The 26,701-nt window shown below is 70.7% G+C and carries 25 protein-coding genes; 17 read left to right on the top strand and 8 right to left on the bottom strand.

What is annotated here, in order from left to right; genetic code table 11:
• The first annotated feature begins 23 nt into the window (after positions 1-23).
• Positions 24-374 carry an antibiotic biosynthesis monooxygenase gene (locus ABL310_RS21810; protein ID WP_349369099.1) on the top strand — a complete coding sequence of 117 codons (351 nt, stop codon included), beginning with the start codon at positions 24-26 and terminating at the stop codon, positions 372-374.
• The gene (gene hutX / locus ABL310_RS21805) at positions 374-898 is read left to right on the top strand and encodes a heme utilization cystosolic carrier protein HutX (protein ID WP_349369098.1); all 525 of its coding nucleotides are present in this window, start codon (positions 374-376) and stop codon (positions 896-898) included. Before ABL310_RS21810 ends, hutX begins: the two co-directional genes overlap by 1 nt.
• 91 nt (positions 899-989) lie before the next feature.
• Here the strand turns inward: hutX and ABL310_RS21800 are convergent, their stop codons facing one another.
• The 4 genes from ABL310_RS21800 to ABL310_RS21785 form a co-directional block, all read right to left on the bottom strand.
• The gene (locus tag ABL310_RS21800; protein ID WP_349369097.1) at positions 990-1,202 is read right to left on the bottom strand and encodes a hypothetical protein; all 213 of its coding nucleotides are present in this window, start codon (positions 1,200-1,202) and stop codon (positions 990-992) included.
• A 109-nt stretch (positions 1,203-1,311) separates the two neighbouring features.
• Complete coding sequence (locus tag ABL310_RS21795; RefSeq protein ID WP_349369096.1) at positions 1,312-2,169, bottom strand: DUF1194 domain-containing protein; 858 nt, start codon at positions 2,167-2,169, stop codon at positions 1,312-1,314.
• Positions 2,170-2,399: 230 nt separating this feature from the next.
• Entirely contained in the window at positions 2,400-2,768 is a 369-nt protein-coding gene (locus tag ABL310_RS21790) for a nuclear transport factor 2 family protein (RefSeq protein ID WP_349369095.1), read from the bottom strand.
• 241 nt (positions 2,769-3,009) lie between these two features.
• The gene (locus ABL310_RS21785) at positions 3,010-4,545 is read right to left on the bottom strand and encodes a DUF305 domain-containing protein (protein ID WP_349369094.1); all 1,536 of its coding nucleotides are present in this window, start codon (positions 4,543-4,545) and stop codon (positions 3,010-3,012) included.
• A gap of 636 nt (positions 4,546-5,181) precedes the next feature.
• On the opposite strand from ABL310_RS21785, the gene ABL310_RS21780 reads away from it, so the two are divergent.
• From ABL310_RS21780 to ABL310_RS21735, 10 genes are all read left to right on the top strand, one after another.
• The gene (locus ABL310_RS21780) at positions 5,182-6,093 is read left to right on the top strand and encodes a LysR family transcriptional regulator (RefSeq protein ID WP_349369093.1); all 912 of its coding nucleotides are present in this window, start codon (positions 5,182-5,184) and stop codon (positions 6,091-6,093) included.
• A gap of 107 nt (positions 6,094-6,200) precedes the next feature.
• Positions 6,201-7,001, top strand: a complete 801-nt coding sequence (locus ABL310_RS21775) for a carbon-nitrogen hydrolase family protein (RefSeq protein WP_349369092.1) — start codon at positions 6,201-6,203, stop codon at positions 6,999-7,001.
• 10 nt (positions 7,002-7,011) lie between these two features.
• Positions 7,012-7,671 carry an RraA family protein gene (locus ABL310_RS21770; RefSeq protein ID WP_349369091.1) on the top strand — a complete coding sequence of 220 codons (660 nt, stop codon included), beginning with the start codon at positions 7,012-7,014 and terminating at the stop codon, positions 7,669-7,671.
• A gap of 70 nt (positions 7,672-7,741) precedes the next feature.
• Positions 7,742-8,740 (top strand): TRAP transporter substrate-binding protein, encoded by a 999-nt coding sequence (locus tag ABL310_RS21765; RefSeq protein WP_349369090.1) that lies wholly within the window; start codon positions 7,742-7,744, stop codon positions 8,738-8,740.
• Positions 8,741-8,743: 3 nt separating this feature from the next.
• Entirely contained in the window at positions 8,744-9,289 is a 546-nt protein-coding gene (locus ABL310_RS21760) for a TRAP transporter small permease (RefSeq protein ID WP_349369089.1), read from the top strand.
• Positions 9,286-10,572, top strand: a complete 1,287-nt coding sequence (locus tag ABL310_RS21755) for a TRAP transporter large permease (RefSeq protein WP_349369088.1) — start codon at positions 9,286-9,288, stop codon at positions 10,570-10,572. The genes ABL310_RS21760 and ABL310_RS21755 overlap by 4 nt, the downstream gene beginning before the upstream one ends.
• Before the next feature lie 376 nt (positions 10,573-10,948).
• The gene (locus ABL310_RS21750; protein ID WP_349369087.1) at positions 10,949-11,656 is read left to right on the top strand and encodes a GntR family transcriptional regulator; all 708 of its coding nucleotides are present in this window, start codon (positions 10,949-10,951) and stop codon (positions 11,654-11,656) included.
• Entirely contained in the window at positions 11,653-12,588 is a 936-nt protein-coding gene (locus ABL310_RS21745; protein WP_349369086.1) for a DMT family transporter, read from the top strand. The genes ABL310_RS21750 and ABL310_RS21745 overlap by 4 nt, the downstream gene beginning before the upstream one ends.
• Before the next feature lie 199 nt (positions 12,589-12,787).
• Entirely contained in the window at positions 12,788-14,467 is a 1,680-nt protein-coding gene (locus ABL310_RS21740; protein WP_349369085.1) for a gamma-glutamyltransferase, read from the top strand.
• A 5-nt stretch (positions 14,468-14,472) separates the two neighbouring features.
• Positions 14,473-15,390 (top strand): VOC family protein, encoded by a 918-nt coding sequence (locus ABL310_RS21735; protein WP_349369084.1) that lies wholly within the window; start codon positions 14,473-14,475, stop codon positions 15,388-15,390.
• 16 nt (positions 15,391-15,406) lie between these two features.
• On the opposite strand, the gene ABL310_RS21730 is transcribed toward ABL310_RS21735, so the two are convergent.
• The 4 genes from ABL310_RS21730 to ABL310_RS21715 form a co-directional block, all read right to left on the bottom strand.
• Complete coding sequence (locus tag ABL310_RS21730; protein ID WP_349369083.1) at positions 15,407-17,362, bottom strand: TRAP transporter fused permease subunit; 1,956 nt, start codon at positions 17,360-17,362, stop codon at positions 15,407-15,409.
• A gap of 85 nt (positions 17,363-17,447) precedes the next feature.
• A complete protein-coding gene (locus ABL310_RS21725) occupies positions 17,448-18,464 on the bottom strand; it encodes a TAXI family TRAP transporter solute-binding subunit (protein WP_349369082.1) in 1,017 nt (338 codons plus the stop codon).
• A 66-nt stretch (positions 18,465-18,530) separates the two neighbouring features.
• A complete protein-coding gene (locus ABL310_RS21720; protein WP_349369081.1) occupies positions 18,531-20,225 on the bottom strand; it encodes a thiamine pyrophosphate-binding protein in 1,695 nt (564 codons plus the stop codon).
• A gap of 217 nt (positions 20,226-20,442) precedes the next feature.
• Positions 20,443-21,822, bottom strand: coding sequence for an amidase (locus ABL310_RS21715; RefSeq protein ID WP_349369080.1), 1,380 nt, complete (start codon positions 21,820-21,822; stop codon positions 20,443-20,445).
• Between the two features lie 303 nt (positions 21,823-22,125).
• Between ABL310_RS21715 and ABL310_RS21710 the strand changes: the two genes are divergently transcribed.
• The 5 genes from ABL310_RS21710 to ABL310_RS21690 all read left to right on the top strand — a co-directional run bounded on the left by ABL310_RS21710 (position 22,126) and on the right by ABL310_RS21690 (position 26,676).
• Positions 22,126-23,313, top strand: a complete 1,188-nt coding sequence (locus ABL310_RS21710; protein ID WP_349369079.1) for an ABC transporter substrate-binding protein — start codon at positions 22,126-22,128, stop codon at positions 23,311-23,313.
• 106 nt (positions 23,314-23,419) lie between these two features.
• On the top strand, positions 23,420-24,304 hold the full coding sequence (locus tag ABL310_RS21705; protein ID WP_349369078.1) for a branched-chain amino acid ABC transporter permease: 885 nt from the start codon (positions 23,420-23,422) through the stop codon (positions 24,302-24,304).
• The gene (locus ABL310_RS21700) at positions 24,301-25,254 is read left to right on the top strand and encodes a branched-chain amino acid ABC transporter permease (protein WP_349369077.1); all 954 of its coding nucleotides are present in this window, start codon (positions 24,301-24,303) and stop codon (positions 25,252-25,254) included. The genes ABL310_RS21705 and ABL310_RS21700 overlap by 4 nt, the downstream gene beginning before the upstream one ends.
• Positions 25,232-25,948, top strand: coding sequence for an ABC transporter ATP-binding protein (locus ABL310_RS21695; protein ID WP_349369076.1), 717 nt, complete (start codon positions 25,232-25,234; stop codon positions 25,946-25,948). Before ABL310_RS21700 ends, ABL310_RS21695 begins: the two co-directional genes overlap by 23 nt.
• Complete coding sequence (locus ABL310_RS21690; protein WP_349369075.1) at positions 25,948-26,676, top strand: ABC transporter ATP-binding protein; 729 nt, start codon at positions 25,948-25,950, stop codon at positions 26,674-26,676. Before ABL310_RS21695 ends, ABL310_RS21690 begins: the two co-directional genes overlap by 1 nt.
• Positions 26,677-26,701: the final 25 nt, after the last annotated feature.

Here is a 26,701-nt window from a genome sequence, read left to right as displayed (position 1 = left end):
CACCCGAGACAGGAGAGACATCCATGTTCATCGCCATGAACCGCTTCAGGGTCGCCAAGGGACGCGAGACGGATTTCGAGGCCGTCTGGTCGAGCCGCAAGACCCGGCTCGACGAGATGGCGGGCTTCGTCGCCTTCGACCTGCTGCGCGGGCCGGAGCGCGAGGATCACACGCTCTACGCCTCGCACACGGTCTGGACCGACCGCGCCAGCTTCGAGGCCTGGACCCGCTCCGAGCAGTTCCGCGATTCGCACCGCAACGCCGGCCAGAACAAGGGCCTCTATCTCGGGCATCCCGAGTTCGAGGGCTTCCAGAGCGTGCTGGGCGAGACGGCGCCGGGCGTGACCGCCGCGGCCGAGGAGCCGGCGGGCTGATGAGCGCGGACGAGACCCGGCGCGCGACGCTGCTCGAGGCGATCCGCGAGACGCTCGCCGAGCGGCCCGACGGCGTTCTGGAGCGCGTCGCCGAGGCCCACGGCGCGCCGCTGCAGACGGTCGTCGAGGCGTTGCCGGAACCCGAGCGCGTCTTCGTTCCGGGCGAGCGATTCGCCGAGATCTGGGCGAGCCTCGGGACGTGGGGCGAGGTGCTGTTCCTCATGCACGCTCGGACCGTCGTGCTCGAGGTCGTCGGGCGCCTTGCGCCCGGCACGGTCGCGCGCGGCTGGTTCAACGTCCACGGCGACAGCCCGATCGGCGGGCACATCCGGGCCGATCTGTGCCGGGCGATCTACCTCGTCGACCGCCCCTTCCACGGCCGCCGCTCCTGCTCGGTGCAGTTCTTCGACGAGGCGGGCGGGTCGATGTTCAAGGCCTTCGTCCGGCGCGGGCCGGACCGTACGCTCGATCCGGCCCAGCTCGCCGCCTTCGAGGCGCTGCGCGAGAGGCTTTCGGCCGAGTAGGTCTCGCCGTCGTCTCGGACAAGCGTCAGGCGTGGGTGCGCACCGGGCGGCGGCTGCGTCCGGTGCGCGGCTCTTCGTCTCGGAATGCGGATCACTCGGCGGGCGGCGTCATGAAGCGCTCGACCGTCGCGGCGAAGTGGCCGCACCAGTCCTCCTTCTCGACCACCGGCCACAGGCCGCGATCGTCGCGGGCCGGCTGGGAGATCGGCGGGTTGAAGCGGCACAGGCCGGCATCGTTCTTGGCGGGCGCGGAGGGGGCCTTGTCGTCGAAGAATTGGCAGTTGCCGCAAGCGCAGGTCGTCATGGAGGGCTCCGTCTGTGCGTCGGTGCTCCGAAGTGGAACACCTTGCGGCAACGGATGCAGTTTGGACGAGTTCCAGCCTGAGACCCGCGGCAAGATGCGCGAGGAGCGCCTACCATGGCCGCTCCACCGGCTCGGAGGGTGGAGCCTCCGGCCAAGCCGGAGCAGTTCGGCGATCTTCGGACATCGTTGAGGGTTCGGATCGTCCGGAATAGCGCCGGTGCGTCTCGGCGAACCTGCGCGGGGCATCGGATGCACCGGCGATCTCGGTGAGGAGCTTGCGGCGCGCGGCGACCTCGAAGGGCCGGCGCGCGTCGGCGATCTCGACGAAAGCGCCCGGCCCGCCGATCAGCTCGCGCGCGAAGTAGTCCTCCAGCGTCATGCCGCCGGCGAGGCCCGGGCGCCCGCCGGGCCGGGATATGGCGAGCCCGTTGATGGTGAAGCCCGCGGCGAGCGCGTCGGCGCGCGCTGCGGCGAGCGGACGCCCGCCGCGGTTTCCGCTGTCCGCGGTCACGTCGATGATGCGCCGCGTGCCCTCGATGGCGTTCTCCTCGACGAGCCGCACCGAGAAGTCGATGGCGTTGGAGATCGAGTTCCAGCCGAAGGCGCCGCGCGGCGCGGCCATCAGCTCGTCGGCGAAGGCGCGCGCGCTCTCTGGCCCGTCGATGACCCGCCAGTCGACGACGAGCACCTGTGAGCTCGGCCCGCCCCATTCCACGTAGGCGACCGCGATGGAGCCGAGCATGCCCTGCGCGATGGCCGAGAGCACGTCCTCGCTCGCGAGCGCCTCCCCCCAGCTCCGCCGTTGGAAGTAAAGCTCGTCGTCGTCGATCGAGCCCGATCCATCGGCGGCGAAGACGAGCTCGAGGTCGACGAACGCGACGTCCGGGTCCCGATCCTGCGCCCGCGCTGTCGGGTCTGCGAGCACGAGGGCGGCGGCGAGCAGGGTGGCGGCGATCGTCCTCGTCACGGGCGGCTCCTCGGCGGTGCGGGCGTCCTCGTGACGACATAGACGGCGCGCGCCGGGAGAAAAGGGGCGGGTGCGATCCGTTCGTGGCGCGGAGCGGTCGCGACCGGGCTTCGTCCTTCGATGCCGACGCCTCACAGAAAGATCAGCGCGATCGGCTCGACGGGGGCGCTCGGCCCCGAGAGAAACATCTCCGCCCGACGGCGCCGGCCGATGCGCGCCACCATTGGTGTTCAGCGCGGCATGTCCAGGTTCATGACGTGGCGGGTGATGAACCACTCTCCCTCGACCTGCTCGACGAGGGAGGCATAGTCGCCGCCGACCCGTACGTCCTGGCCGCTCGGCCCGGCGACCGTCATCTCGTAGGTTCCCACGTCGAGATAGGCTCCGTCGATCTGCCGATCCTCGATGCTCGTGATGGCCAGGTCGGTCGCTCGGCGCTGGTCCAGCAGTTCCGCGAGGTAGCTCTCGACGCCTTCGCGAGTCTCGACGACGGCGTAGTCCGGCGGCAGGACGATCGCGTTCTCGGCATAGAGCCCAGCGAGCCGCCCGGCTTCGCCGGCGTTGAAGGCCGCCTCGTATTCCGACCTCACCGCGTCCATGTCGGGCCCCTCCTCGAAGGGGTCCTGAGCGCCCGCGGAGAGCGGGACCTGAGCACCCGCGGCGAGCGGGACGGCGAGCGCGAGGGCGCACGCGCAGACGGATCGCGCCAGGCGACTCCCGAACATCCTCGACATGGCGAAGCTCCTGCTGGTCGATTCTGCTGAACAACCATCGCCGGAGCCGTGAGTTCACACCCGGCCCGCCCGGGCCGACGGCTCGGCCGGTGCGGCGTGGGTGGCCTCACTCGTGCGCGTGGCCGCCGCGCGCATCGCCCTCGCGCAGATGTCCTTCTTGCGCATGCCCGTCGTGACCGGGCTCGCCCGGCATCGCCGCCGCCTCGACGCCCCGGCGCTCGAGCCAGTCCCGCATCAGCCGGATCTCCTCCTCCTGGTGCGCCACGATCTCGCGCGCGAGCGCCAGGATCTCGGGATCCTCGCCGTGGGCGAGCGCGATCTCGGCCATGGCGACGGCGCCGACGTGATGCGGGATCATGCCGCGGACGAAATCGACCGCGATGTCCCCGCTCGGGTCGATCGTCATCGCCTCGTGCATCCGCCGGTTCGCCTCCGCGAAGAGGGCGCTCGCGGGATCGACGCCGGGCGCGATGGAGCCGGTCGCGTCCGCGTCGAGGGGCTGCGGCTCCAGCGGGGCGACGGCGCCGTGCGGATGCTCGGCGTTGGGCGCGTGCGTCATGCGCTCGGCCGAGGCCGGCCCGGCGGCCGCGCGGTAGTCCTCGCCGTAGATGGCGAAGTGGGTGCCCCAGTACCCGCCGATCATGACGACGAGCGCGGCGGCGAGCCCCGTCGGCACGCCCGCGAGCCGGCGCTTGAGCGCGGGCAGGAAGTGCGGATGGCGCTCCCGGTCGGCGGCGATGGCGACGAGCACGGCCATGATCAGGGCATGCCCCACGAGATCGATGCGCCCGAACGGATAGACGGCGGCGGTGAAGATCACGAGGAGCGCCAGCGCCGAGAGCCGCCGCACGAGCGGCGTCCAGATCAGGCCGAAGCCCAGCGTGAACTCCGCGACGCCCGCCATCGGGATGAAGACGTCCCGCGGCAGGCCGAAGGTGAGGTAGGGGCGCTCCTCGACGAGGGGGTAGAACCAGTCGGGATAGGCGAACTTCTCGAGGCTCGACCACATCAGCGCGATCGCCACCGCCCAGCGCAGCGTCTCGAAGCGGCGCTCCCGCAGGCTCTCGTTCGAGGAGGAGGCCAGCACGAGATAGCCGGCGACCCCGAGGCCGAGCGCGAGATAGTCGAGCAGGTGGAAGAAGGCGTAGTCCGTCAGCGCGACGATCCAGAGCGCGAGGATGCCCACCGCCGCGATCGGCATGGTCTTGCGCGAGAAGACGCAGGCGGCGATGGCGAGCTGCGTCCACGACACCCATTCGTTCGGCGTCTGGAGATCGGGCGTCAGGTAGACGCCGCCCACCGCGAAGACCGCGACGAAGAAGGCGCCGATGCACACGCGCACGAAGTCGTCGAGCCGGCGGTGCAGGGGATCGCTCGCCCGGTCCATGGCCGAAAGGACGGTCTCGCCGACGGCGGCGCGCTCGACGAGGCGGGCCGCGAGGAAGAACGCGACGACGAGCGCGATGCCGGCCCAGAACCAGACGTTCCCCAGCGTGGCGCCGATCTCCCGGGGCGGCGCATCGACGATGTAGGGAGCGAACCACTTCACGTGCGCCTGCGCCGGCCCCGCGAAAGCGAGCGTCGCCAGGGTGGCGAGGAGGGCGGTGAGCGTGGGGGCTGCGGGCCTTTCCTGTGGGATCACGGGCGCGAGACCTCCGGTTCGAGCGGGACGGCGGGGCGGGTCTCGAGGCGAACGAGCGGGACCGGCTCCGGTTCGCGGACCGTTCGCCGCGACCGGCCGCAGCGATGTCGCAGGCGTCGCTGGCATGGGCCCGTTTCTCGACAGGGACGGCCTCTGCCCGCCCGGCCACTGTCGCCTCATCGATGCGGCTATCGCCGCGCGCGAGATCGATCATCATGTCGGGGAGGCGCACGCGGCGGGGGACATCGCGGCTGCCGGCGCCGCGCCCGCCTCAAGAGCGTAGCGGCCGGCGCGAGGCGCGGATCGACGGTCTGGACGGGCGCCACCGCCGAGATCGCCACGTGCGCCGACATGGTCGGTTCGATGACCCGCCTGCGCCGACCGGGGCCTCCCTGGACGACCGGTCAGGGCCGATTCCGGACGTTGCGTCGTGTATCCGGGACCGGACGATCAGTTCACTGGCCGCAATCGACGCGCAGGCCTGATGCGCTCGGCGCGGAGGGTGTGGACTGGCCCGGCCAGTACGAGTGCGCGAACATTTTCTGAGAGCGCGGGGACGCGCCGGAAGCCAGAGCGCCGTGACACGTTGCGCGGCCGACGCCGAGGTGCTCCACTGTCGGCCGGAGGCGAGCGGCGATGAACCTGACCTTCCTCGAGACCTTCGTCTGGGTCGCTCACCTGCGCAGCTTCACGTTGGCGTCGGAGCGCATGCACGCGACACAAGCGGCTGTCTCCTCTCGGATCGCCTCGCTGGAGCGCGATCTCGGGGTGAAGCTCTTCATCCGAGAGCCCCGCGACGTCCGGCTCACGCCGGAGGGCGAGCGGGCGCTCGCGCATGCCGAGCGCATGCTGCGCTGCTCGAAGGAGTTCTACCGCGATGTGGCGGCCGGCGACGGGCTGCGCGGCACCGCACGGATCGGCGTCATCGACACGATCTCGCACACCTGGCTCATCGACTTCATCCGTCGCTCGCGGGAGACTCATCCGAGGATCGACCTCGAGCTCGTCGCCGACACGAGCCTGAGGCTCGCCGACATGCTCGTCGCCGGCGAGATCGATCTGGCGCTCATCATGGGGCCGGTCGGCGGGCCGGAGATCGTCGACATCGACCTATGCACCTACGCTTCCGCCTGGGTGGCCTCGCCCGCGCTTGGCCTGCACGGACGCCGCCTCGACATCGGTGACCTCGTCCGGCATGCGATCGTGTCCTTCCCGCGCTGCTCGCAGCCGCACCAGGCGATGATGCGCTACTTCAGCCGCTTTCCGGAAGGCGAGACGACCTTCTACTCGACGAACTCGCTCGCAACGATCATTCGAATGACCGCCGACGGGATCGGGGTCGCGGCGATTCCGCCGACGGTGGTGCGCCGGGAGCTCGAGCGCGGAGAGCTGGTGCGGCTCGATGTGCGCCAGCCCTTCCCGCCGCTCGGCTTCCAGGCGACCTACAGGGACGGCCCCGCCTCACACCTGCCTGCCGCCCTCGCCGACCTCGCCCGGGAAGTGGCGCGGGAGTTCTGCGCGGCCCAGGAACCGTCTCTCGCCTGGTGAGCATGGTTGCATAAGCAAACGCGATCGCGGCGACAGAAATTTGTCTTTTGACAGCTCGGACGACCCCTCGCGAAGATGTTCGCAACCAATCCCAGGGGAGATCGTCCATGAGAGTCGCCGTCGTTCAGATGAATTCTCGAGGAGACAAAGCCGCGAACCTCGACGCGGCTCGACGGCACGTCGACCAGGCGGCTCAAGACAAGCCGGATCTCGTGGTGCTGCCCGAATACTGGGCCTGCCTCGGGGACGGCCCGGCCGAGTTCCACGCCAGCGCCGAGCGCTTTCCGGACGGCGAGGCCTATTCCACCATGGCCGAGCTCGCCCGCACCCACGGGATCACCGTGCACGGCGGCAGCATCGTGGAGAAGGACGGCGACGCCTACTACAACACCAGCCTCGTCTTCGACCCCCAGGGCCGCGAGATCGCGCGCTACCGCAAGATCCACCTCTTCGACGTCGACGTGCCCGGCGGCGTCAGCCATCGCGAGAGCGAGACGATCTCGCGCGGCCGCGACATCGTCACCTATTCCTGCGGCGGCTATACGATCGGCTGCTCGATCTGCTACGACCTGCGCTTCCCGGAGCTGTTCCGCGCCCTGCGCGATCGCGGCGCCGACCTCATCGTGCTGCCGGCGGCCTTCACGCTGATGACCGGCAAGGACCATTGGGAGGTCCTGCTGCGGGCGCGCGCCATCGAGACGCAGACGCACGTTCTCGCCAGCGGCCAGATCGGGACGCATGCCGGCGGCCGCAAGGCCTGCTACGGCCACAGCATGATCATCGATCCCTGGGGCCACGTCGTCGCCCAGGTCGGCGACCATCCGGGCCACGCCGTCGCGCGCGTCGATGCCGAATACCAGGCCCGCGTTCGCCAGAACGTCCCTGTCGCCGATCACCACGTTCTGTGAGGCGCTGCACGTGTTCGAGATCAGAGACCTTCCCCGCCAGATCGAGCCCCGTCTCGTGCGCCTGCTCGAGCAGGTGGAGACCGCGACCGTCGGGCATTTCCTGCACAGCCAGTTCGCGGACTCGGCGCTGCGCGGCGTGCTGCCGGAGACGCGCGTCGCCGGCACCGCGGTGACGCTGCGCATCCCCGGAGCGGATTCGACGCTGCTGCACCATGCGCTGGCGCTGGTGCGCCCGGGCGACTTCCTCGTCATCGATCGCGCCGGCGACGCGAGGCACGCCTGCTGGGGCGGCGTCGTTACCAACGCGGCGAAGCTCGCGGGTGTCGTCGGCGCGGTGATCGACGGTCCGGCGACGGACTTCAACGAGATCCGCCGCTGCGAGATGCCGATCTGGTGTCGCGGTCCGTCGCCGATCACGACGAAGCTGCTCGGCCTCGAAGGCGCGATGAACGTGCCTGTGAGCGTCGGCGGTTGCGCGGTGGAGCCCGGCGACGCCGTGCTCGCCGACGAGAGCGGGGTGCTCTTCCTCAAGCCCGGCCAGATCGAGACCGTGGCCGAGCGGGCGATCGGCATGCAGGAGCGCGAGCTCACGCTGCTCGAGCGCCTACGCGCCGGCGAGAAGCTGCCGGAAATTTCGGGCGCCACGGCCAAGGTCATGGCCGCGCGCTGATCGGACCCGCCGCGGACGAGAGCAAGGGAACCCCGGCCGCGGCTCCCCAAACCACAGGGAGGACGAAAGAATGACCCGCAAGAGCACGCTTCTCGCGCTCGTGGCCGGCGCCGCATTGCTCGCCGGCGGCACGGCGCAGGCGGAAACCTGGCGCATGGCGCACAAGATGCCCGCGGATTCGATCGAGGGCCGCATCTTCCAGGCCGTCGCCGACCGCATCGCCGACAAGACCGGCGGCGAGATTACCGTCGAGGTCTACCCCAACGAGCAGCTGGGGAAGGACGACGCCATCCTCGAGCAGCTGCAGCTCGGCACCGTGCACATGTACCCGGAAGGCTCCTCCTACCTGCAGAAGTGGGTGCCGGAGATGAAGTTCGTCAGCGCGCCCTTCCTGTTCGAGGATCGGCAGCACTGGGCCCGCTTCATGGCGACGGATCTCGTCGAGGGCTGGCACCAGGCCATCGAGGACGAGGCGGGGATCACCGTGATCGGCGACTCGACCAAGATGGTGCGCGGGCCTTACCGCGTGATGGTCTCCGCCAAGCCCATCGAGAGCCTCGACGACATCTCCGGCCTGAAGCTGCGCCTGCATCCGGACGAGCTCGCGGCGGCCGCCTGGCGGCATCTCGGCGCGGAGGTGCGCACCCTGGCCTGGACGGAGGTCTACGAGTCCCTCGGCCGCGGCATCGTCGAGGCGGTGAACAGCCCCGTCGCGCTCGTCGAGCCGATGCGCTTCTACGAGGTCGCGCCGCACATCACCCGCCACGACGAGTATCCCCAGGGCCTCGCCTTCATGGCGAACGCGGCCGCCTGGAACGGGCTCGACGAGGAGACGCGCGGCCAGATCATCGAGGCCTACGACGAGGTCGCGGCGGAATTCGCGGCGGAGACCGATCGCGTCGCCGAGGAGTCGCTCGCGCGGATGGGCGAGGAGGGCGTGACCTACTCGATGATCGACACCGGCCCGTTCGTCGCCCGCATGGCCGAGCTCTATCGTCAGATGGACGCCGAGGGATCGCTCCCCGAGGGCTTCCTGCAGGCCGTCGACGCCTCGCGCCCTGCGAACTGAGCCATGTGGCGGCTCCTCGACCGGGGCCTCGCGGCCGCCGACAGGATCTTCCTGGCGGCGGCCAACGGCCTTCTCTTCGCCATGCTGGCGATCAACCTCGCCAATATTCTCTCGCGGCTCGTCCTCGACCTTGGGATCATCTGGGTGTTTCCGTGGACGGGCGTGCTCTTCGTCTGGACGATCTTTCTCGGCTTCTTCTGCATCTATCGTCGGGGCCAGGACGTCGCGGTCGACGTGCTGGTGCGGCGCCTGCCCGGACGCGCGCGGGCGAGCGTGCGCGTCCTCGTCGACCTGCTTGCGCTCGGCCTTCTCGGGACGATCCTCGCCCAGGCGCCGACGCTGATCCCGCGCCAGGTCGGCGTGATCGACCTCGTCGGGATCCAGCGCTACTGGCTGTCGATCCCGCTCTTCGTCTCCTGCTTCCTCATCGCCTGCCAGTTCCTGCTCGACCTGCGCGACGCCGTCCGCGCGCTCGCGAACCCCGAGCGCGCCGCGCTCGAGGCGCGTGACGCCGATCGGGCCCGCGCGCCGCGGGAGGTCCGCCCATGACCGCGGTCGCGCTCTTCGCCGCCTTCCTCGCGCTGATCGCGCTGCGCACCCCGATCACCATGGCGATTGGCATCGCCGTTTTGGGCGCGCTCGTCGCCGCCGGCTTCGCGAACACGCTCTGGATCGTGCCGATGAAGGTGCTGGAGGGCGCCGGCAACGCCTCGCTGCTCGCGATTCCCTTCTTCGTGCTCACCGGCAACCTGATGAACGCCATCGGGATCACCGAGCGCATCTTCAACCTGGCGAACGCACTCGTCGGCCATTTCCGCGCCGGTCTGGCGCAGGTGAACGTCCTCGCCTCGGTCCTGCTCGCCGGCGGCACCGGCGCGGCGGTGGCCGACATCGCCGGGCTCGGCGCCGTCGAGATCAAGGCGATGCGCAAGCGCGGCTACAAGCCCGCCTTCGCCGCGGCGATCACCGCCGTCTCGGCCATCGTCGCGCCCTTCATCCCGCCCTCGGTCCCCCTCGTCGTCTACGCCTTCCTGTCGAATACGTCGGTCGCGCGCATGTTCCTCGCCGGCATCGTGCCGGGGTTGCTGGTCGCGATCGCGCTGATGATCTTCAACCGGATCCTGGCGATCCGGGTGGAGTTCCCCCGGCAGGAACGGGCGCGCCCGCGCGAGATCTGGCGGCAGACACTCTCGGGCGCCACGGCGCTCGTCGCTCCGGCGATCATCATGGGCGGCATCCTCACCGGGACGACCACAGCCTCCGAGGCGGGCGTGCTGGCCTCCGGCTACGTCCTGCTGCTCGGCGCGATCTTTCGTACGCTGACCTGGGAGGCGCTGACGAAGGCGCTGACGGAGACCGTGCTGATCACCTCGATGATCATGATCATCATCGGGTTCGCGGGCTCCATGGGCTGGCTGCTCGCCATCGAGCAGATCCCGCAGGATCTGGCGCGCGGCATCCCGAGCCGGGTCGAGTCGATCGGAATGTTCCTCCTCGTCGTGTCCGTCACCGTGCTTTTGCTCGGGTGCTTCATCGACGGGATCACGATCAAGCTCCTGCTCGTGCCGATACTGCTGCCGCTGGTCGACGCCTACGGCATCGACCGGGTTCACTTCGGCATCGTGCTGCAGATGTCGCTGATCCTCGGCATCGCGACGCCGCCGCTCGGGATCGGGCTCTATGTTACCTCCAGGATCGCGCAGACTCCGATCGAGGATATCGTCCGGGCGGTGCTGCCGTTCTTCATTCCGCTACTCGTCGTTCTCGCCTGCCTCGCGGCCTTCCCGCAGCTGAGTCTCTTCCTGCCCGACCTGCTGATGGGTCCGAAATGAGCCGGCGAGCATCGCCGCGAAACGGACGCGTCGAAAGCCGGATGCCCTCCTCGGCATTGAGATCGAGACCGCGCTCAGCATCGCCGAGCGGCTCACGCTCTGAAAACGCGGCGCGCCGACGGGTGCGCCGCGATTGATGGGACGAGCTTCGGGCCGTATGTGGACGAGATTCGTGCGAACTGCGTTCTGAGCTTCTCGACCCCGTTTCTCGGCGAAGCTCGCCTGCCGGGAGCACGAAGCGACGTGCGCCTGATGGGCCGCGCGCCGCTGAAGGAGAATTCCGACCGCCTCGGTTTGCGCTTTGCACACGCCTCTGTATACAGCAAAATGGAGAGGTGCGGCGGCACCGCGGCACGCGTCGATTCGGATGGGACGAATGAGCGAGGGCAGGGTCGAGACCCTCTACCGCCAGCTGAAGCAGATGGCGGTCGACTTCCGAATACGCCCGGGCGAGCGACTGAACGAGGTCGCCCTGGCGCGGGAGCTCGATGCGAGCCGAACACCGTTGCGGGAGGCGCTGAACCGGCTCGTCGCCGAGCAGCTCATCACCTTCCAGCCGGGCCGAGGCTTCTACTGCCGCGCGCTCGACCCGGAGACCGTCTTCCAGCTCTATGAACTCCGGGCGATCCTCGAGGTCGCCGCGGTGCGCAGCGCCTGCAAGCGCGCCTCGGAGGAGGCGATCGCCGGGCTCAGACGCGACCTCTACGTCCCCGGACTCGATTATGTCGGCAAGACCGTGCGTCAGGTGACGGAGGAGGACGAGGCCTTCCACATCGGGATCGCCGCGCTGACCGGCAACGGCGAGCTCGTCCGCGACCTGGACCGCATCAACGAGCGCATCCGGTATCTGCGCTGGGCCGACATGGCCTCCCGGGTCAGGCAGACCAAGGGCGAGCACACCCTGATCATGACGGCCCTGGAGCGGCGCGACGCCGACGCGGCCGAGGCTGCGATGCACGCCCACGTCGCCAGGCGCATGGACCAGATCGTGGCGGCCGTACGCGAGGGCTACTCGAACCTCTACGTGCCGGGAACGGAGGTCCTGTTCGACGAGCCGCTCCGGGAGGAGGAGGCGCAGCGGTGACGACCGCCGAAGCCGGGAGAGCCGACGATCTCGGACGAGCCGTAGTCTACATGATCCTGGCCGCGATCTCGCTGCCGTTGCTCAACGCGTCGGCCAAGTACCTCACGAGCGAATACCACGTTCTCCAGATCGCGTGGGCGCGCTACGCGGGCCATTTCGTCTACATGTTCGTCGCCTTCGCGCCCCGCCGGGGCGCTGCTTTGTTGCGCACGAGCCGCTGGCGGATGCAACTGCTCCGGTCGAGCCTCCTGTGCGCTGCGACCCTGATCTACATCACCGCGCTGAGCGACATCGCCCTGACGACGGCGGCCGCGATCAGCTTCACCGCCCCCTTCATCGTCACCGCCCTCGCGCCGGCCGTCCTCGGGGAGAGGGTGGACCTGCGTCGCTGGACGGCGGTCGCCGTCGGGTTCGCCGGGGCGCTGATCGTCATCCGGCCCGGGCATGCGATCGATCTCGCGGCCCTGCTCGTCCTCGGCAGCGCCACGGCATCGGCCTTGTATCAGCTGCTCTCCCGCAAGCTCGCCGCGAGCGAGCCGGCCGACACCTCGATCACCTACGTCGCCATCACCGGGTTCGTTCTGCTCAGCTTCCCGCTCCCCTTCGTCTGGCGCACGCCCGAGACGGCCGCGGACGTCGCCCTCCTCGCCGGCCTCGGCCTGTTCGGCGGGCTCGGCCACTACTGCATGGGACGAGCCTTCGAGCTCGCCCCCGCGCCGTTCGTCTCGCCCTTCACCTATCTCCAGCTCGTCGGCGCGACGCTCCTGGGCTTCCTCGTCTTCGGTCACCTGCCGGACGCCTGGGTCTGGGCGGGCGCCCTGATCATCGTCGCGAGCGGCGCCTACATCCTCGTCGCGGCTCGAGGGCGCGCAGGCGGGCCGAAAACGCCCCCCCGTCGCGCCGGGCGACGAGCGCATCGGCCGCAGGCGTGAGCCGTGCGCCAAGTCGACGCCACGCCCACGGGCGGATCTCGGCAACGTCGATCCGCGGAGCGGGGCCAATACGCGATTGGTCTGCGCGCCGTGGGCAAGCGGGGCGGATCGAACTATCCTCAGGTCGCCGCGACGTGGTGAAGGACGTCCGGGGCCATGGCGCAGGGCGGCTGCGCCGGAGCACCGAGGAGGGGCGCCGATGATCGCCGGCCCGCGCCATGCCGTTTCAGCCGGGCATCACTTGGCTACGAGCGCGGCCTTCGCCGTGCTCGAGGCCGGCGGAAACGCCGTCGACGCAGGCTGCGCGGCAGGCTTGGCGCTCGGGGTCGTCCAGCCCGACCTCGTCGGCATCGGCGGGGTCGCGCCGATCATGATCCGCATGGCGCACGACCCCGAGCCCGTCACCATCGACGGGCTGGGCGTCTGGCCGGCGTCCTTGCCCGAGCGCCATTTCCTCGAGGTCCGCGGGGGGACCGTTCCCGAGGGCGTCGAGCGCATCGTCACGCCGGCCGCCGTCGACGCCTGGCTCACCGCCCTGGAGCGCTTCGGAACGATGCCGTTCCGCGAGGTGGCGCAGGCCGCTCTGCGCTACGCGCGGGACGGCTTCGCCACGCATGCGCTGATGCGCGGGACGATCGTCGAGCACCAGGCCGGATACGCGCGGTGGCCCTCGAGCGCGGCCGTCTTCCTGCCCGCGGGGGGGCCGCCGGCCCTCGGCGCGCGCTTCGTCCAGTCCGATCTCGCGCGCACGCTCGACTATCTCTGCGCGGAGGAGGCGGCAGCTTCGGGCGATCGGGCCGCCGGTCTCGCCGCGGTACGCCGCGCCTTCTACCGGGGCGACGTCGCCCGGGAGATCGTGCGTTTCGTGCGCCGCGAGGGAGGCTTCCTCGACGAGTCGGACATGGCCCGCTTCCGCTGCCGGGTCGAGCCGGCGGTGTCCGTTCCCTGGCGCGGCCGCACCTTGCACGTCTGCGGGGCTTGGTGCCAGGGGCCGGTGCTCGCCATGGCCTTGCGACAGATCGATGAGATCGACCTCGACGGGCTCGCGCACAACTCGACCGCATACATCCATCTGATCCTGGGCGTGCTCGACAACGCCTTCGCCGACCGCGAATATCATTTCGGCGATCCTCTGTTCGTGGACGTGCCGCTGCAGCGGCTGCTGTCGCGCGAGCACGCCCGCGCGCGCGTGTCCGGGCTGGATCGCGACCGGGCCCCGGGACGCATGCCCGAGCCGCTGCTGGAGAGCGCCGCGAACGGGGCCGATCGCCTGCCCGGCCACGACCCCCGGCCGGCGCCCGACACGTCCTACGTGGCAGTCGTCGACCGACACGGCAACGCCTTCTCGGCGACGCCGAGCGACGGCAGCTGGGATGTTCCCGTGGTTCCGGGAACAGGCATCGTCCCCTCCTCGCGCGGCAGCCAGTCGCGCCCCGACCCGCGCCATCCCGCCGGCGCGCGCGCCGGCAAGCGCCCGCGTCTCACGCCCAATCCCGCCATGCTGGCGAGCGAGGCCGCGATCATGCCCTTCGGCACGCCCGGGGGCGACGTCCAGAGCCAGGCGATGCTGCAATTCCTGCTGAACCACGTCCATTTCGGCATGTCCCTGCAGGAGGCCGTCGAGGCTCCGCGCTTCGCCAGCTTCAACTTTCCCGGATCGTTCGCTCCCTTCGCTTACGCTCCCGGCCTGGTGCGCCTCGAGGCGTCAATCGGGGAGGGCGTCGCGGAGGCGCTCGCCGCGCGCGGACATCGGGTCGAGACCTGGGCGGCTCGGGACTGGCGCGCCGGCGCCGTGTGCGCGGTCGAGAGCCGGGCGGACGACGGGCTCGTGCTCGGCGCCGCCGATCCGCGCCGGCCGTGCGCGGCGATCGCGGGATGAGGACGGTGCCCCTCGCGCGACAGACCCCGACGCGAGACGAGGTCTTCCTCGACCATCTCGCGCACTTCGTGCCTGACATGAGCGCGGCGGAGGCCGCCCTCGAGAGGCTCGGGTTCACGCTCACGCCCTACACCGAGCAGCGCAACCGCACGCCCGCCGGCATGATCCCCGCCGGCACGGCGAACCGATGCGCCATGTTGCGCAACGGTTATCTCGAGTTCCTGACGCGGGCGAGCGACACGCCGCTCGCCCGCCGCCTCGAGGCCGCCCTGTCGCGCTACACGGGCGTGCATCTCCTCGCCATGAGCGTCGCCGACGCCGACCGCGCCGCGGCGCGCCTCGCCGGCGCGGGCTTCGCGCCCGATCCCGTCGTGAATCTCACCCGGGACGTGGCGGACGCGGACGGCCGCGCGGCGCAGGCACGCTTCTCGGTCCTGCGGGTCGCGCCGGAGACGATGCCGGAGGGACGGATCCAGATCCTCACCCACCACACCGAGGCCCTGGTCTGGCAGGACCGCTGGCTCGTCCACCGCAACGGCATCGTCTCCCTCGAAGCCGTCCTCGTCGCCGTCGCCGATCCTCCCGAGGCGGCCCACCGGTTCGCGCGCTTCCTCGACCGGGCTCCCCGCCGGCTCGATCCGGAGCGCTGGATCGTGTCTCTCGATCGCGGGACGCTCGTGTTCGCGCCGGACGCGCGCGCCCTCGAAGGCGGTGCGGCGAGCACGCCGCGTGATCTGCCCGTCATCGCGGGCTATGCACTCGGCGCCCCGAACCCGGAGGACAGCGCCGCGATCATGGCCGCGGGCGGGGCCGCGCCGGCCCATCCCGCTTCGCGCGACGAGCGGGCGCTGCGCCTTCCGGTGGAACTGGGCGGGGCGGTCGTCCTGGTCGCTCCGGGAACGTCGCCGGCCTTCGCGCGCTGAGGGGCGCGCGCTCGGCTCACGTCCGCACGGCGGGTCGCCGCGCGAGCCACTGCCGCGCCGCCACGGCGGCGAGCAGCGCGATGCCGACGAGCGAGGCCCAGAGGCTCGGATGGATGAGCCCGAACGCGGCCGGCAGCAGGAGGATGCGCTCCGCGATCGCGAGCGGCCGCAGCAGGTAGCCCTCGAGAACGACGTTGAGGGTCGCCACCCCGAGCAGCGCCAGGATCGAGACGAACGCCGCCTCGAGCGGCCCCGCGTCGATCCCCAGGATCTCGGGATGGATGACGAAGAGGAAGGGCAGGATGAAGCCGGGCAGTCCCAGCCGCACGGCGATGAAGCTCGTCTTGAAGAACGACCCCTGCGCGATCTTCGCCGCGACCAGGCAGCAGATCGCCACCGGCGGCGTGATCGCCGAGATGTTTGCGAAAAAGAATACGAACATGTGGGCCGCGAGCAGAGGCACGCCGAGCTGCACCAGCGCCGGCGCGCCGAGCAGCGCGACGAGGATGTAGGCGGCGGAGGTGGGCAGCCCCAGACCGAAGGCGAGGCAGGCCGCGGCGGCGACGACGAGGAGGAGCGCCAGGTTTCCGCCGGCGAGCTCCAGCATGAAGAAGGAGAGCTTCTGAGAGAAGCCGGTGACGGCCAGGATGTCGACGAGCACGCCGATCACGGCGACCACCACCGCGACCTGCGCGCCCCGCAGGGCGCCGTCGGAGGCCACCGTGCCGATCAGCCGAAGGGTGTTGCCGAGGACGGCGCGCAGGCCGCGCCAGGAGAGCGCGAGCTCGCGCAGGACGAACAGGGCGAGGATGAGCCCTGTCGCCTCGAGGGCCGCGCGGCCGGGCATGTTCTCGACGAGCAGGATCCAGACGAGATACGCCGTCGCGATGAAGAAGTGCAGATGCTTCAGGCACGAGACGAGCACCGGATCGGGGCTCGCGAACTCCTCGACGAGCGTCGTCTGCTCGGACGCGTCGAGGTCGAATCGCAGGGCCCGGAGGTGAACGGCGATCATCAGGTAGGCGTAGAAGATGACCGCCGGAAATACGGCGGCGAGCACGATCTCGCCATAGGGGATGCCGGTCATTCCCACGATCAGGAACGCGGCGAGGCCCATCACCGGCGGCGTGATCTGGCCCCCGGTGGAGGCGACCGATTCGACCGCGCCCGCGAATTCGGGCTTGAAGCCGACCTTCTTCATCAAGGGGATGGTCAGCGCGCCCGTCGAGGCGACGTTGGCGACGCTCGAGCCGGAGACCATGCCCATGAACCCCGACGAGATCACGGCGATCTGGGCGGGCCCCGCCCGCGTGCGTCCGCCGATCCGGTACGCCATCTGCATGATGAAGGTCACGCACCCCGTCGCCTGGAGCGCGGCGGCGAAGATCATGAACGGGAAGATCGTGCCTCCGGAGAGTTCCGACAGCCCGCCGAGAAGCCCCTGGAAATAGGGGATCGACGTGTAGCCGACCAGGCGCTTGAACGTGAGCCCTCCGTGATGGAGGAGGCCCTCGGGCATCCATTGGCCGAAATAGCCGTAGAGCAGCCCGACGACGGCGATCGTGGACACGACCCAGCCCCACTCGCGGAGCGAGGCGTAGATGGCGAGAGCCAGAAGGACGAGCGCGACGACGAGGTCGGTATCGTTGGGCAGGAAGGATCTCTGCCGCGTGAGGGCCTGATGCTCGACGAGGACGTACCAGATCACGACCGCCGCCGCGAGGGCGAGGCCGAGGTGCACGATGCGCGAGGCCGCCGCGCGCGCGTGCGCGGCCGCGACCAGCATCAGGAGCAGGATCGTTCCCCCTACGTGAACGATCTTGAACTGTCCCGAGGGGAGATAGAAGTCGAAGATCTGGACGACGTGGACCGCGACGAACACGAGGGCCGCGACGCCCGCCAGGACGATCAGCCGAGGATCGCCCCGGCTGTCGGTGAAGAACGTCGCGGCGCGCGTCGCCAACGCTGTCATGGTCACTCCGAAAGTCGGGGATCGCCGCCGCACGCGCGGCGGCGATCCTGCGGGACGAGCGGCCCGCGCCGGGTTTGGCCTCGCGTCACTCGGCTTCGACCATGCCGTCCTGCCACAGGCCGCGCTCCTTGAAGAAGCGCGCCGCGCCCTTGTGGACCGGGTACCCGTCGACGAGGTTGGCCGCGCCGAAGGCGGGATCGATGTCCTGGAACTGCACGCCCAGGGAGCGGACCTCCTCGAGGTTGTCGAACACGGCGCTCATCACCGTGTAGGCGACCTCTTCCGAAACTTCCGGAGCCGCCGCCAGCACGCCGGAGAACGACGCGGCGCGCATGTCCTGCGTCGCGCCCTCGATCGTGTAGGCCGGGATCACGCCGGGGCGTGCGCCGCCGTTGATCGCGCCGGCCCGGCGCATCAGCTCCTCGGAGATCGGCAGGATGCGGACCGGCTGGGTCGACATCAGCTCGGTCATGATCGGCGCGGGACGTCCGTTGGTGAGCAGCGAGGGGATGCAGTCCACGGCACCGGCTCGCAGGGCGTCGTAGGTCTCGCGCCAGGACCCGTAGGTCCATTCGACCTCGGGCAGGATGCCGGCGGCCTCGAACAGGACCTCGAACAGGACGGCCGTGGACGAGCCGGCGGGCGACGGCATCACCCGGCGCCCGACCAGATCCTCGATCGTCTGGATGTCGCTGTCCGCGCGCACCATCGGGGTGCAGTTGAACAGCGTGTAGGCGAACATCTGGTGCACCTCGATGGGTTCCGGATAGGGCGCGCGGCCGCTGAACGCCGGAAGCCAGTCCGTCGAGGTGGTCTGGCCGAACTGGATGACGCCCTCCTTGAAGAGCTGCATGTTCTCCGCGCCGCCGCTCGTCGCCATCGAGGTGTTCTGCAGATCGGAGTGACGGTTCACGATGGAGGCGAGGCCCTCCATGATGACGTAGCCGGTCGACCCCACGGAGGACGAGCCCCACTGCAGGTTCGACTGCGCGAGCACGCTCGTCGTCCGGAACAGGGCCGAGGCGGCGACCGCGCCCCCGAGCCCCAGCGCCATCGCGTCGCGGCGGGTGAGATGAGAGAGTGTCCTGTGACGTGAGCCCATGGGTGTTCTCCTCCGGATTCGTGTCGTCGGGGGGCGTCGGCCGATACCGGCGCCGCGGAGCGCCGCCTAGGCGATCCATTCGGTGACGGGCGCGGCGGCCTCGTGCAGGGGCTGGACGACGATGTCGACGAGGGTCGGTCCGCCGTGCTCGAGGGCGGCCTTCAAGGCCGTGCGCAGATCCGCGGGGTCCTCGACGCGCCAAGCCTTCAGCCCGAAGGCCTCCGCCACGCGGGCGTGATCCGTGCGATTGAAGTCGACCGAGTAGTACCGCTCGCCGAAGCCCGAGCATTGCCCCGCCTTGATCCAGCCGAAGGCGGCGTTCGAGAGCACGACGAGCGTGATCGGCGCGCCGATCCGTGCGAGCGTCTCCATCTCCCCGGCATTGAAGCCGAACGAGCCGTCGCCCATCACCGCCACGCACTTGGACTGCGGGCGGGCGAAGTAGGCGCCCAGGACGCCCGGCAGGGAATAGCCGAGGGCGCCGTGCGCGCGGTTCGAGATCAGCCGTCCGTTGGCGTCGGAGAGCTCGTAGTAGGCCGACAGGTAGGGGCAGGGCGTGCCCGGATCCGCGACGACGACGGCATCCTTCGGAAGCAGCGCCGAGAGTTCCCGGATCACGCGCTCGGGACGGATCGGCGCCTCGTCCCGGGCGGCGAGCGCGGCGAAGCGGGCGAACTTCGCCTCCTTCGCCCGCGCCACGGCCTCGCGCGCGGCGCTCCCGGAGCGGCCGTCGCCCGACAGGACGCTCTCCAGCTCGACCGCGAGCGCGCCGAGGGTCGCCTTCGCGTCGCCGACGAGAGCGATCTCGGCGTCGTAGTTGGCGCCCACGACCCCGGGATCCGCATCGATGTGGATGATCTTCCGGCCGGCCCGCGGATGACGCCAGCGCTCCGTTGTCACCGACCCGGCCCGACAGCCCACGAACACGACGAGATCGGCATCGTCGAGGACGGCGCGGGTTTCCGCGCAGCCGCCGTTCGAGCCCACGACGCCGAGCGCCAGCGGATGGTCGTCGAGGATCGCGCCCTGGCCGGAGATGGAGGTGGCGACGACGGCGCCGAGCCGCTCCGCCAGCCGGGTCACCTCCGCGCGCGCGCCCGAGATCACCGGTCCCCCGCCGCACAGGATGAGCGGCGCCTTCGCCTCGGCCAAGGCCCGTGCGGCCGCGGCGAGCGGCTCCGGCGGCGGCCGACGGCGCTCGGAGGGAAAGCCGCCGAGCAGCGGGTCGCCCCAGATCTCGCTCTCGTCCACGGGGTTCTTCTGGACGTCGAAGGGCAGACCCAGATGCACCGCGCCGGAGCGCCCCGTCGTCATCTCGCGGAAGGCACGGCGCACCGCGCGCGGGAGGGCGGCGCTCGTCGTGACGACCTCGTTCCATTTGGTCAGCGGCGCGAACAGCGCCTTCTGGTCGAGGTCGGTGAGCACGAAGCGCCCGCGCGAGCCGACGCCGATGTCGGTGGTGATGGCCAGGAGCGCGATCGAGGATTCGTTCGCCTCGACGACGCCCGGCAGGATGTATGTCGCGCCGCCGCCGCTCGGACCTTCGCAGACCCCGACCCGTCCCGACACGCGGGCGTAGACGTCCGCCATGTAGGAGGCGGAGCGCTCGTCGCGGGTGAGGACGTGCCGCATGCCGTGGTCGAGCCGATGAAGAGCGTCGTAGAACGGAAGGCTCGTATCGCCGCACAATCCGAAGATCACCTCCACGCCGTGGATCTGGAGCATCCGGACGAGCGCCTCGGCGCCGGAGATCGTGTTCATCGGCTGGATCCTTCCCCTCGCGCCCGCCGCACGCCCTCGCCGGCGCCGGGGATCTGCCCTGACCGGCGAGCATGCGGGCGCCGCTACATGCAGACCTGTATACAGATGGTTCCGCGGGCGATCGGCCATGTCAAGCGCGCGTTCAGGGCACGGAAGCGCAGATCCGGATGGCGTTCGGGCCCGCCGGGGGCGAGGCGGGGATCCGGATCCCTCCCCGTCAGCCGAGCCGGGGAAGGGCGGGGGAGCCGAGCAGCGTCTCCACGGCGAGGCTTACGCCGAGAAGCCTCCGCTCGGCGCGGGGAGGCGCCATCAGCTGCAGGCCGACCGGGAGCGAGCCCGGCGCGACCGGCAGCGGCAGGCTCGCGGCGCACAGGTCGAGATAGTTGCCCGGCTGGGTGTTGCGGGTCATCTGCATCGCGTAGGCGAGGCCGACCTCGACGTCCTCGAGCGCGGCGATGGTGGGCGCGAGCGTCGCGGTCGTCGGCGAGAGCACGACGTCGAAAGGTCGGAAGCGCGCGAGGGCCGCCCGGAGGTGGGCGGCGCGTCGCGCCTCGGCGGCCAGATAGTCGGCGGCCCGCACGTCCAGGCCCGACAGCGCGCGCCGCGCGATCACGGGGTCCATCAGCCGGCTGTCGGCCTCGATGCGCGCGCGGCCCAGGCTCGCCGCGAGGCAGGCCGGAAGCACGGTCGGGAAATAGCGCTCGCGCTCCGCCGCCTCGGGGAAGGGCACCGGCTCGAGGCGCGCGCCCGCCGCGCGCAGGCGCTCCGTCGCGTCCTCCATCGCCGCCGCGACGGCCGGATCGAGATCGTCGAAGAGGTAGTCCGTCGGCGTCGCGATCCGCAGCCCCGCCAGGTCGACGGGTCGCGGGGGGGTCACCCCGAGCACCGCCGCATGGACGAGCGCCGCGTCCTCGGCGGAGCGGGTCAGCCATCCGGGCGTGTCGAGATGCGGCGCGAGCGGGAAGGCGCCCTCGGTCGGGAGGACGCCGGGCGACGTCTTGAGGCCGAAGACGCCGCACAAGGCCGCCGGGACGCGGACCGAGCCGCCGGTGTCGGACCCGAGCGCGAAGGCGCACAGGCCCGCCGCGACGGCCACCGCCGATCCCGAGCTCGACCCGCCCGGCACCCGCGGCGTCCCGAGATCCCACGGGTTGACCGGCGTGCCGTGCGCCGCCGAGACGCCGGTGATCCCCAGCGCGAACTCGACCGTCTTCACCTTGCCGAGGATCACGCAGCCCGCCTCCCGCAGGCGATGCAGGAGCGGTCCCTCCGCGCCGACGAGGTCCGAGACGTCGAGCCGCGAGCCCGCCGTCGTCGGCATGCCCGCGACCGCAAACAGGTCCTTGATCGCGACGGGCGCCCCCATCAGAGGCCCGAGATCGTGGCCGGCGGCGAGCAGCGCGTCGATGGCCCGCGCGCTCGCGAGCGCGCTCTCGGCGGCGACGTGCTGGTAGGCGCCGAGCCGCGGATCGAGGGCGGCGATCCGCGCGAGATAGGCCTGCGTCAAGGCTTCGCTGGTCGTCCGGCCCGCGCGCAGAGCCGCGCCGAATTCCGCGAGGCTCATGCCGTTCAACGGGTCCGCCGGGACGTTCGGCATCGTGGTCTCCTCTCGCGCATGGGCCGTGAAGCGTCGGGCGCTCGCCGGGATCCCGCAAGAGGGCGCGGCTGCGAGACGGGACGTGAGGCTTTGCCCAGGCCGCCCCTCGCGGCCCATGCGCAGGGGGCGCGCATGGGCCAGCCGAGACGCCGTTCAGTCGGCCGCCGTGCATCCCGCGCATAGCCGTTCGGCGCATTTTCGCAGTGGCCTACCCCGGCGCCGATGGTCGAGGCTCGACCCACCGAACGGACACGGCGACGTGCGCACCACGGTCCGCAACCAATGAAGACGAGGTGAGGAAGCATGAGATACGGCATCGCAGCGGCTCTCGCGGCCACCACCCTCGCCGCCGCCGTCCCGGCGCAGGCGGTCGAGATCGGCGTCGTGAACAGCCTGTCCGGCAATTTCGCCACCTTCGGCGAGCGCTATCGCACCGGCATGGAGCTGGCGCTCGAGGAGATCAACGCCGCGGGCGGCGTCAACGGAGAGCCGCTCGAGCTCGTCTGGCAGGACGACCGGTCCGAGGCGCAGAGCGCGCTGGCAGCGGCCGAGCAGCTCGATTCCCGCGGCGTGCCGCTGATCATCGGCTCCTACGCCTCCTCGATCACCGGCCCGATGGCGCAGTTCCTGACCCGGCGCGAGGTGCCGCTCGTCGTGCTCGGCAGCGCCGACAACTCGATCACCAAGCCGGGGTCGGAGTGGGTCTTCCGCGCCAAGCACAATTCCTCGATCGTCGCGAACGCGTATTTCGACTATTTCGACTTTCTTCGCGAGACGCATCCCGACGTGCCGCTGGAGACGATCGGCTTCCTCTACGGCAACGGCGCCTGGCCGACCTCGCTCGCCGAGACCGGCCGCGAGCTCGCCGAGGAGCGCGGCTACGAGATCGTGGCCGACCAGTCCTACGACCAGGGCGTCACCGACTTCCGTCCGATCCTCAACCGCTTCCGCGCCGAGGATCCGGACATTCTCTACATCGTCTCCTACGCCGAGGACGGCGTCGCCATCACGCGCCAGATGAAGGAGGTCGGCCTCGACGCCGAGGCCATCGCCATCGACACCGCCGCGGCGCTGCCGAGCTTCGTCGACCAGGTGGGCGATCTCGCGGAGAACGTCGCGACCGTCGTGAGCTGGAGCAAGGACGTCCAGTACGAGGGCGCCCAGCAGCTCTACGAGGACCTGAAGGCGAAGGCCGGCTCCGAGCCCTCCTTCTACGAGGCCGAAGGCTATCTCGCGCTCAGGGTCGCCGCCGACGCGCTGCAGCGCGCGGGCTCGACGGACCGCGAGGCGGTGCGCCAAGCGCTCGAGGAGACCGACCTCGAGACTCCGGTGACGACCGTGACCTTCGAGGACGACGACGGCTTCCAGAACCAGAACCCGATCCGCAGCCTCGTCCTCCAGATCCAGGACGGCGAGCACGTCACGGTGTTCCCGGACGACCTCGCCGCCGCCGAGGCGCGCCATCCGACCCCGCCCTGGTCGGAGCGCTGACGCCTCTCTTCCGACGGCCGGCTCGCCAAGAGCCGCGCCGGACCATCGATCCTCCCGCGCCGGCGCCCAGAGCGCCGGCGCTGCGTCTCGGGAGCGCGCGACCAAGGTGCTCGACCTCGCCATCTTCATCCAGAACCTCGCCAACGGCCTTCTCATCGGCGGCGTCTACGCGCTGATCGGCGTCGGCCTCACCCTCGTCTTCGGGGTGATGCGCACGATCAACTTCGCCCATGGCGACTTCGTCGTGCTCGGCATGTACGGCGCGGTGCTGTTCGACCTCGTCTTCGGCTTCGATCCGTATCTCTCGCTGCTCATCGCGCTTCCGGTGGCGTTCGTCGTCGGGATGGTGGTGGAGCGCGCGATCCTCGCGCCGATCGCCGAGGCTCCGGCCGAATCCTCGCTGCTCGCGACGCTCGGCCTGTCGCTCATCATCGGCAACGTGCTTCTCCTCACGTTCGGCGGGGAGCCGCGCTCGGTGCAGGTGCCCTACGCCTCGGACACCGTGCGGATCGGCGAGGTCAACCTGTCGATCGTGCTCCTTGCCGCCGGCGCCGCGACGACCGCGATGATCGGTGTGCTCTACTGGTTCCTGGAGCGCACCGAGCGCGGGCGCGCGGTGCGCGCCACCGCCGAGAACCGGCTCGGCGCCGAGCTCGTCGGCATCGACACGCGCCGCGTCCAGAGCTTCGTCTTCGGCATGGGCACCGCGCTCGCCGTGACCGCCGGCGTGACCCTGATCCCGCTTCTGTTCGCGACCCCGACCTTCACCGGCGCGATCTTCACCCTCAAGGCCTTCGTGGTCACCGTGCTCGGCGGGCTCGGCCGGGTCGGCGCGGCGATCGGCGGGGGGCTGCTGCTCGGCGTCGTCGAGGTGCTCGGCGCCTCCTACTTCCTGTCGGAATACCGCGACGCATACGGCCTCCTCGCCTTCCTCCTCGTGCTCCTGCTGCGCCCGGAGGGGCTCTTCGGCAAGACGGTGAAGCGGGTATGAGAACGCATCTTCTCGGGCTCGCCGCCTTCGTCGCGGCCGGCGTCGCCTACCCCTTCCTGTTTCCCTCGGTGCTCACGATCGCGATCACGATCCTGCTCTTCGTCGGCTGGGCCACCGCCTGGGACGTGCTCGGCGGCTGGGCCGGCCAGGTCAGCCTCGGCCATGCCGCCTTCGTGGGGCTCGGCGCCTATTTCGTCGCGATCGGCGTGACGGAATACCAGCTCGCCCCCTGGTGGTCGGCGCTGCTCGGCATGGCGGTCGCCGCCGCGCTCGCCTTCGCCTGGGGATGGCTCACCTTCGGCCTGCGCGGTCCCTACTTCACGCTCTCGACGATCGCCTTCGCCGAGATCCTGCGCCTCGTCGCCATCAACGAGGGCTGGCTCACGGGAGGGGCCACGGGCGTCTTCATCGCGACGCTGCCCGAGCCCTTCGGCCTCGACCTCTTCGCGCGGCAGACCCAGTACTGGCTCGCGCTCGCCTTCGCCGTCCTCGTGATCGGCATCGTCCTCGCCCTCTCGCGCGCCCGCTTCGGCTACGCGTTGCGCGCCGTGCGCGAGGACGAGGACGCCGCCATGGCGGCCGGCATCGACCCGAAGCGCACGAAGCTCAAGGCCTTCATGCTGTCCGGCGCCCTCACGGCGCTCGGGGGCGGCCTCTACGGCATGGTGCTCTCGTTCCTCGAGCCGCATGTGCTGTTCTATCTCCTCCTCTCCGTGCAGATCGCGCTCACCGCGATCATCGGGGGGCGGGGCACGATCTGGGGGCCGGCCGCGGGCGCGCTCGTGCTGATCGGCGCGGGCGAGGTGTTCCGCACCACCTTCGCGGAGGCGAACCTCCTCATCTACGGCGTGCTGATCCTCGTCATCGTCCTGTTCGCGCCGCGCGGCCTCGTCGGCGAGGCGACCCGCAGAGCCATCCGGAGGCGTTATGCCAAGCGCGCTCAGAGCTGAGGCCGTCACGGTCCGCTTCGGCGGCAACGTCGCGGTGAACGACGTCTCCCTCGACCTCGCCCCCGGCGAGATCCTGGGCCTGATCGGGCCGAACGGCGCGGGCAAGACCACCTTGTTCAACGCGCTCACCGGCTACGTCGTCCCCGAGAGCGGGCGCGTGAGCCTGTTCGAGCGCGACATCACCCGCCTCGCCCCGCACGAGCGCGCCCGCGCGGGCTGCGGGCGCACCTTCCAGACCGAGCGGCCCTTCGAGGAGCTGACGGTGCTCGAGAACGTGCTCGTCCCCGCCTTCCTGCGCGAGCCGCGCCGGGCCGGGGCCGAGCGCCTCGCCCGCGAGACTCTGGAGCAGGTCGGCCTCGGCGACCGCGCCGACCAGCCGGCGGGCGACCTCAACCTCGCGCGCCGGCGCCGGCTCGAGCTCGCCAAGGCGCTCGCCACGCGCCCGCGCGTGCTCTTCCTCGACGAGGTGATGGCGGGGCTCAACCCGCCCGCGCTGCGCGAGATGATCGCCTTCGTCGCCGAGCTCAGCCGCCAGGGCCTCGCGATCCTGATGGTCGAGCACATCATGGAGGCGATCGTCGAGCTGTCCGACCACGTCATCGTCATGGCGAGCGGCGCCAAGATCGCGGAGGGGCCGCCCGAGGCGGTCATGCGCGACGAACGTGTGATCGAGGCCTATCTGGGGACCGATTGATGCCGCAGGAATCCACGTCTCCCATTCTTTCCGTCGAGAACGTCGATCTCGGCTACGGCGCGCTGCAGGTCGTCACCGACGTCTCGCTGCGGGTCGGGGAGGGCGAGCTCGTCGGGCTCGTCGGCGGCAATGGCAGCGGCAAGTCGACCATCCTGCGCGCCATCTCGGGCATGATCACGCCCTTTCGCGGCCGCATCGTCTTCGACGGCGAGGCGATCCGCCCCGCTGCTCCGCATCAGATGGCCGCCAAGGGCCTCGCGCACGTGCCGATGGGCCGCCAGCTCTTCCCGAACATGAGCGTGCGCGAGAACCTGCTCGTCGGCGCGACCCTGCCGGCCGCCCGGGCGGCGCGGGCGCGGAGCCTCGAGGAGGTGCGTGCGCTCTTCCCCGAGCTCGACGCGCACATGGACGCCGCCGCCGGCCAGCTCTCCGGCGGCCAGCAGCAGATGGTGGCGATCGCCCGCGCGCTGATGCTGCGCCCGAAGATGATGATCATGGACGAGCCCAGCATCGGCCTCGCGCCGCGGCTCGTGAAGGACGTGATGGCCGCGATCCGGCGCGTGGCGCATACCGGCCTGCCGATCCTGCTCGTGGAGCAGAACGTCAAGCAGGTGCTCGCCGTCTGCGATCGCGCCTACGTGCTCGAGAACGGGCGGCTGGCGCTCGAGGGATCCGCGACGGAGCTCCAGGGGCACCCGCTGGTGAGGAAGGCGTATCTCGGGCTTTAGGTCGAATTCGGCTGCTGCCGCGCAA

The sequence above is a fragment of the Salinarimonas sp. genome, assembly GCF_040111675.1.
In the GTDB taxonomy this organism is placed as follows: Bacteria; Pseudomonadota; Alphaproteobacteria; order Rhizobiales; family Beijerinckiaceae; genus Salinarimonas.
Note: the sequence above shows the minus strand (reverse complement) of the source record. Positions and strands in the feature narration are given on the sequence as shown.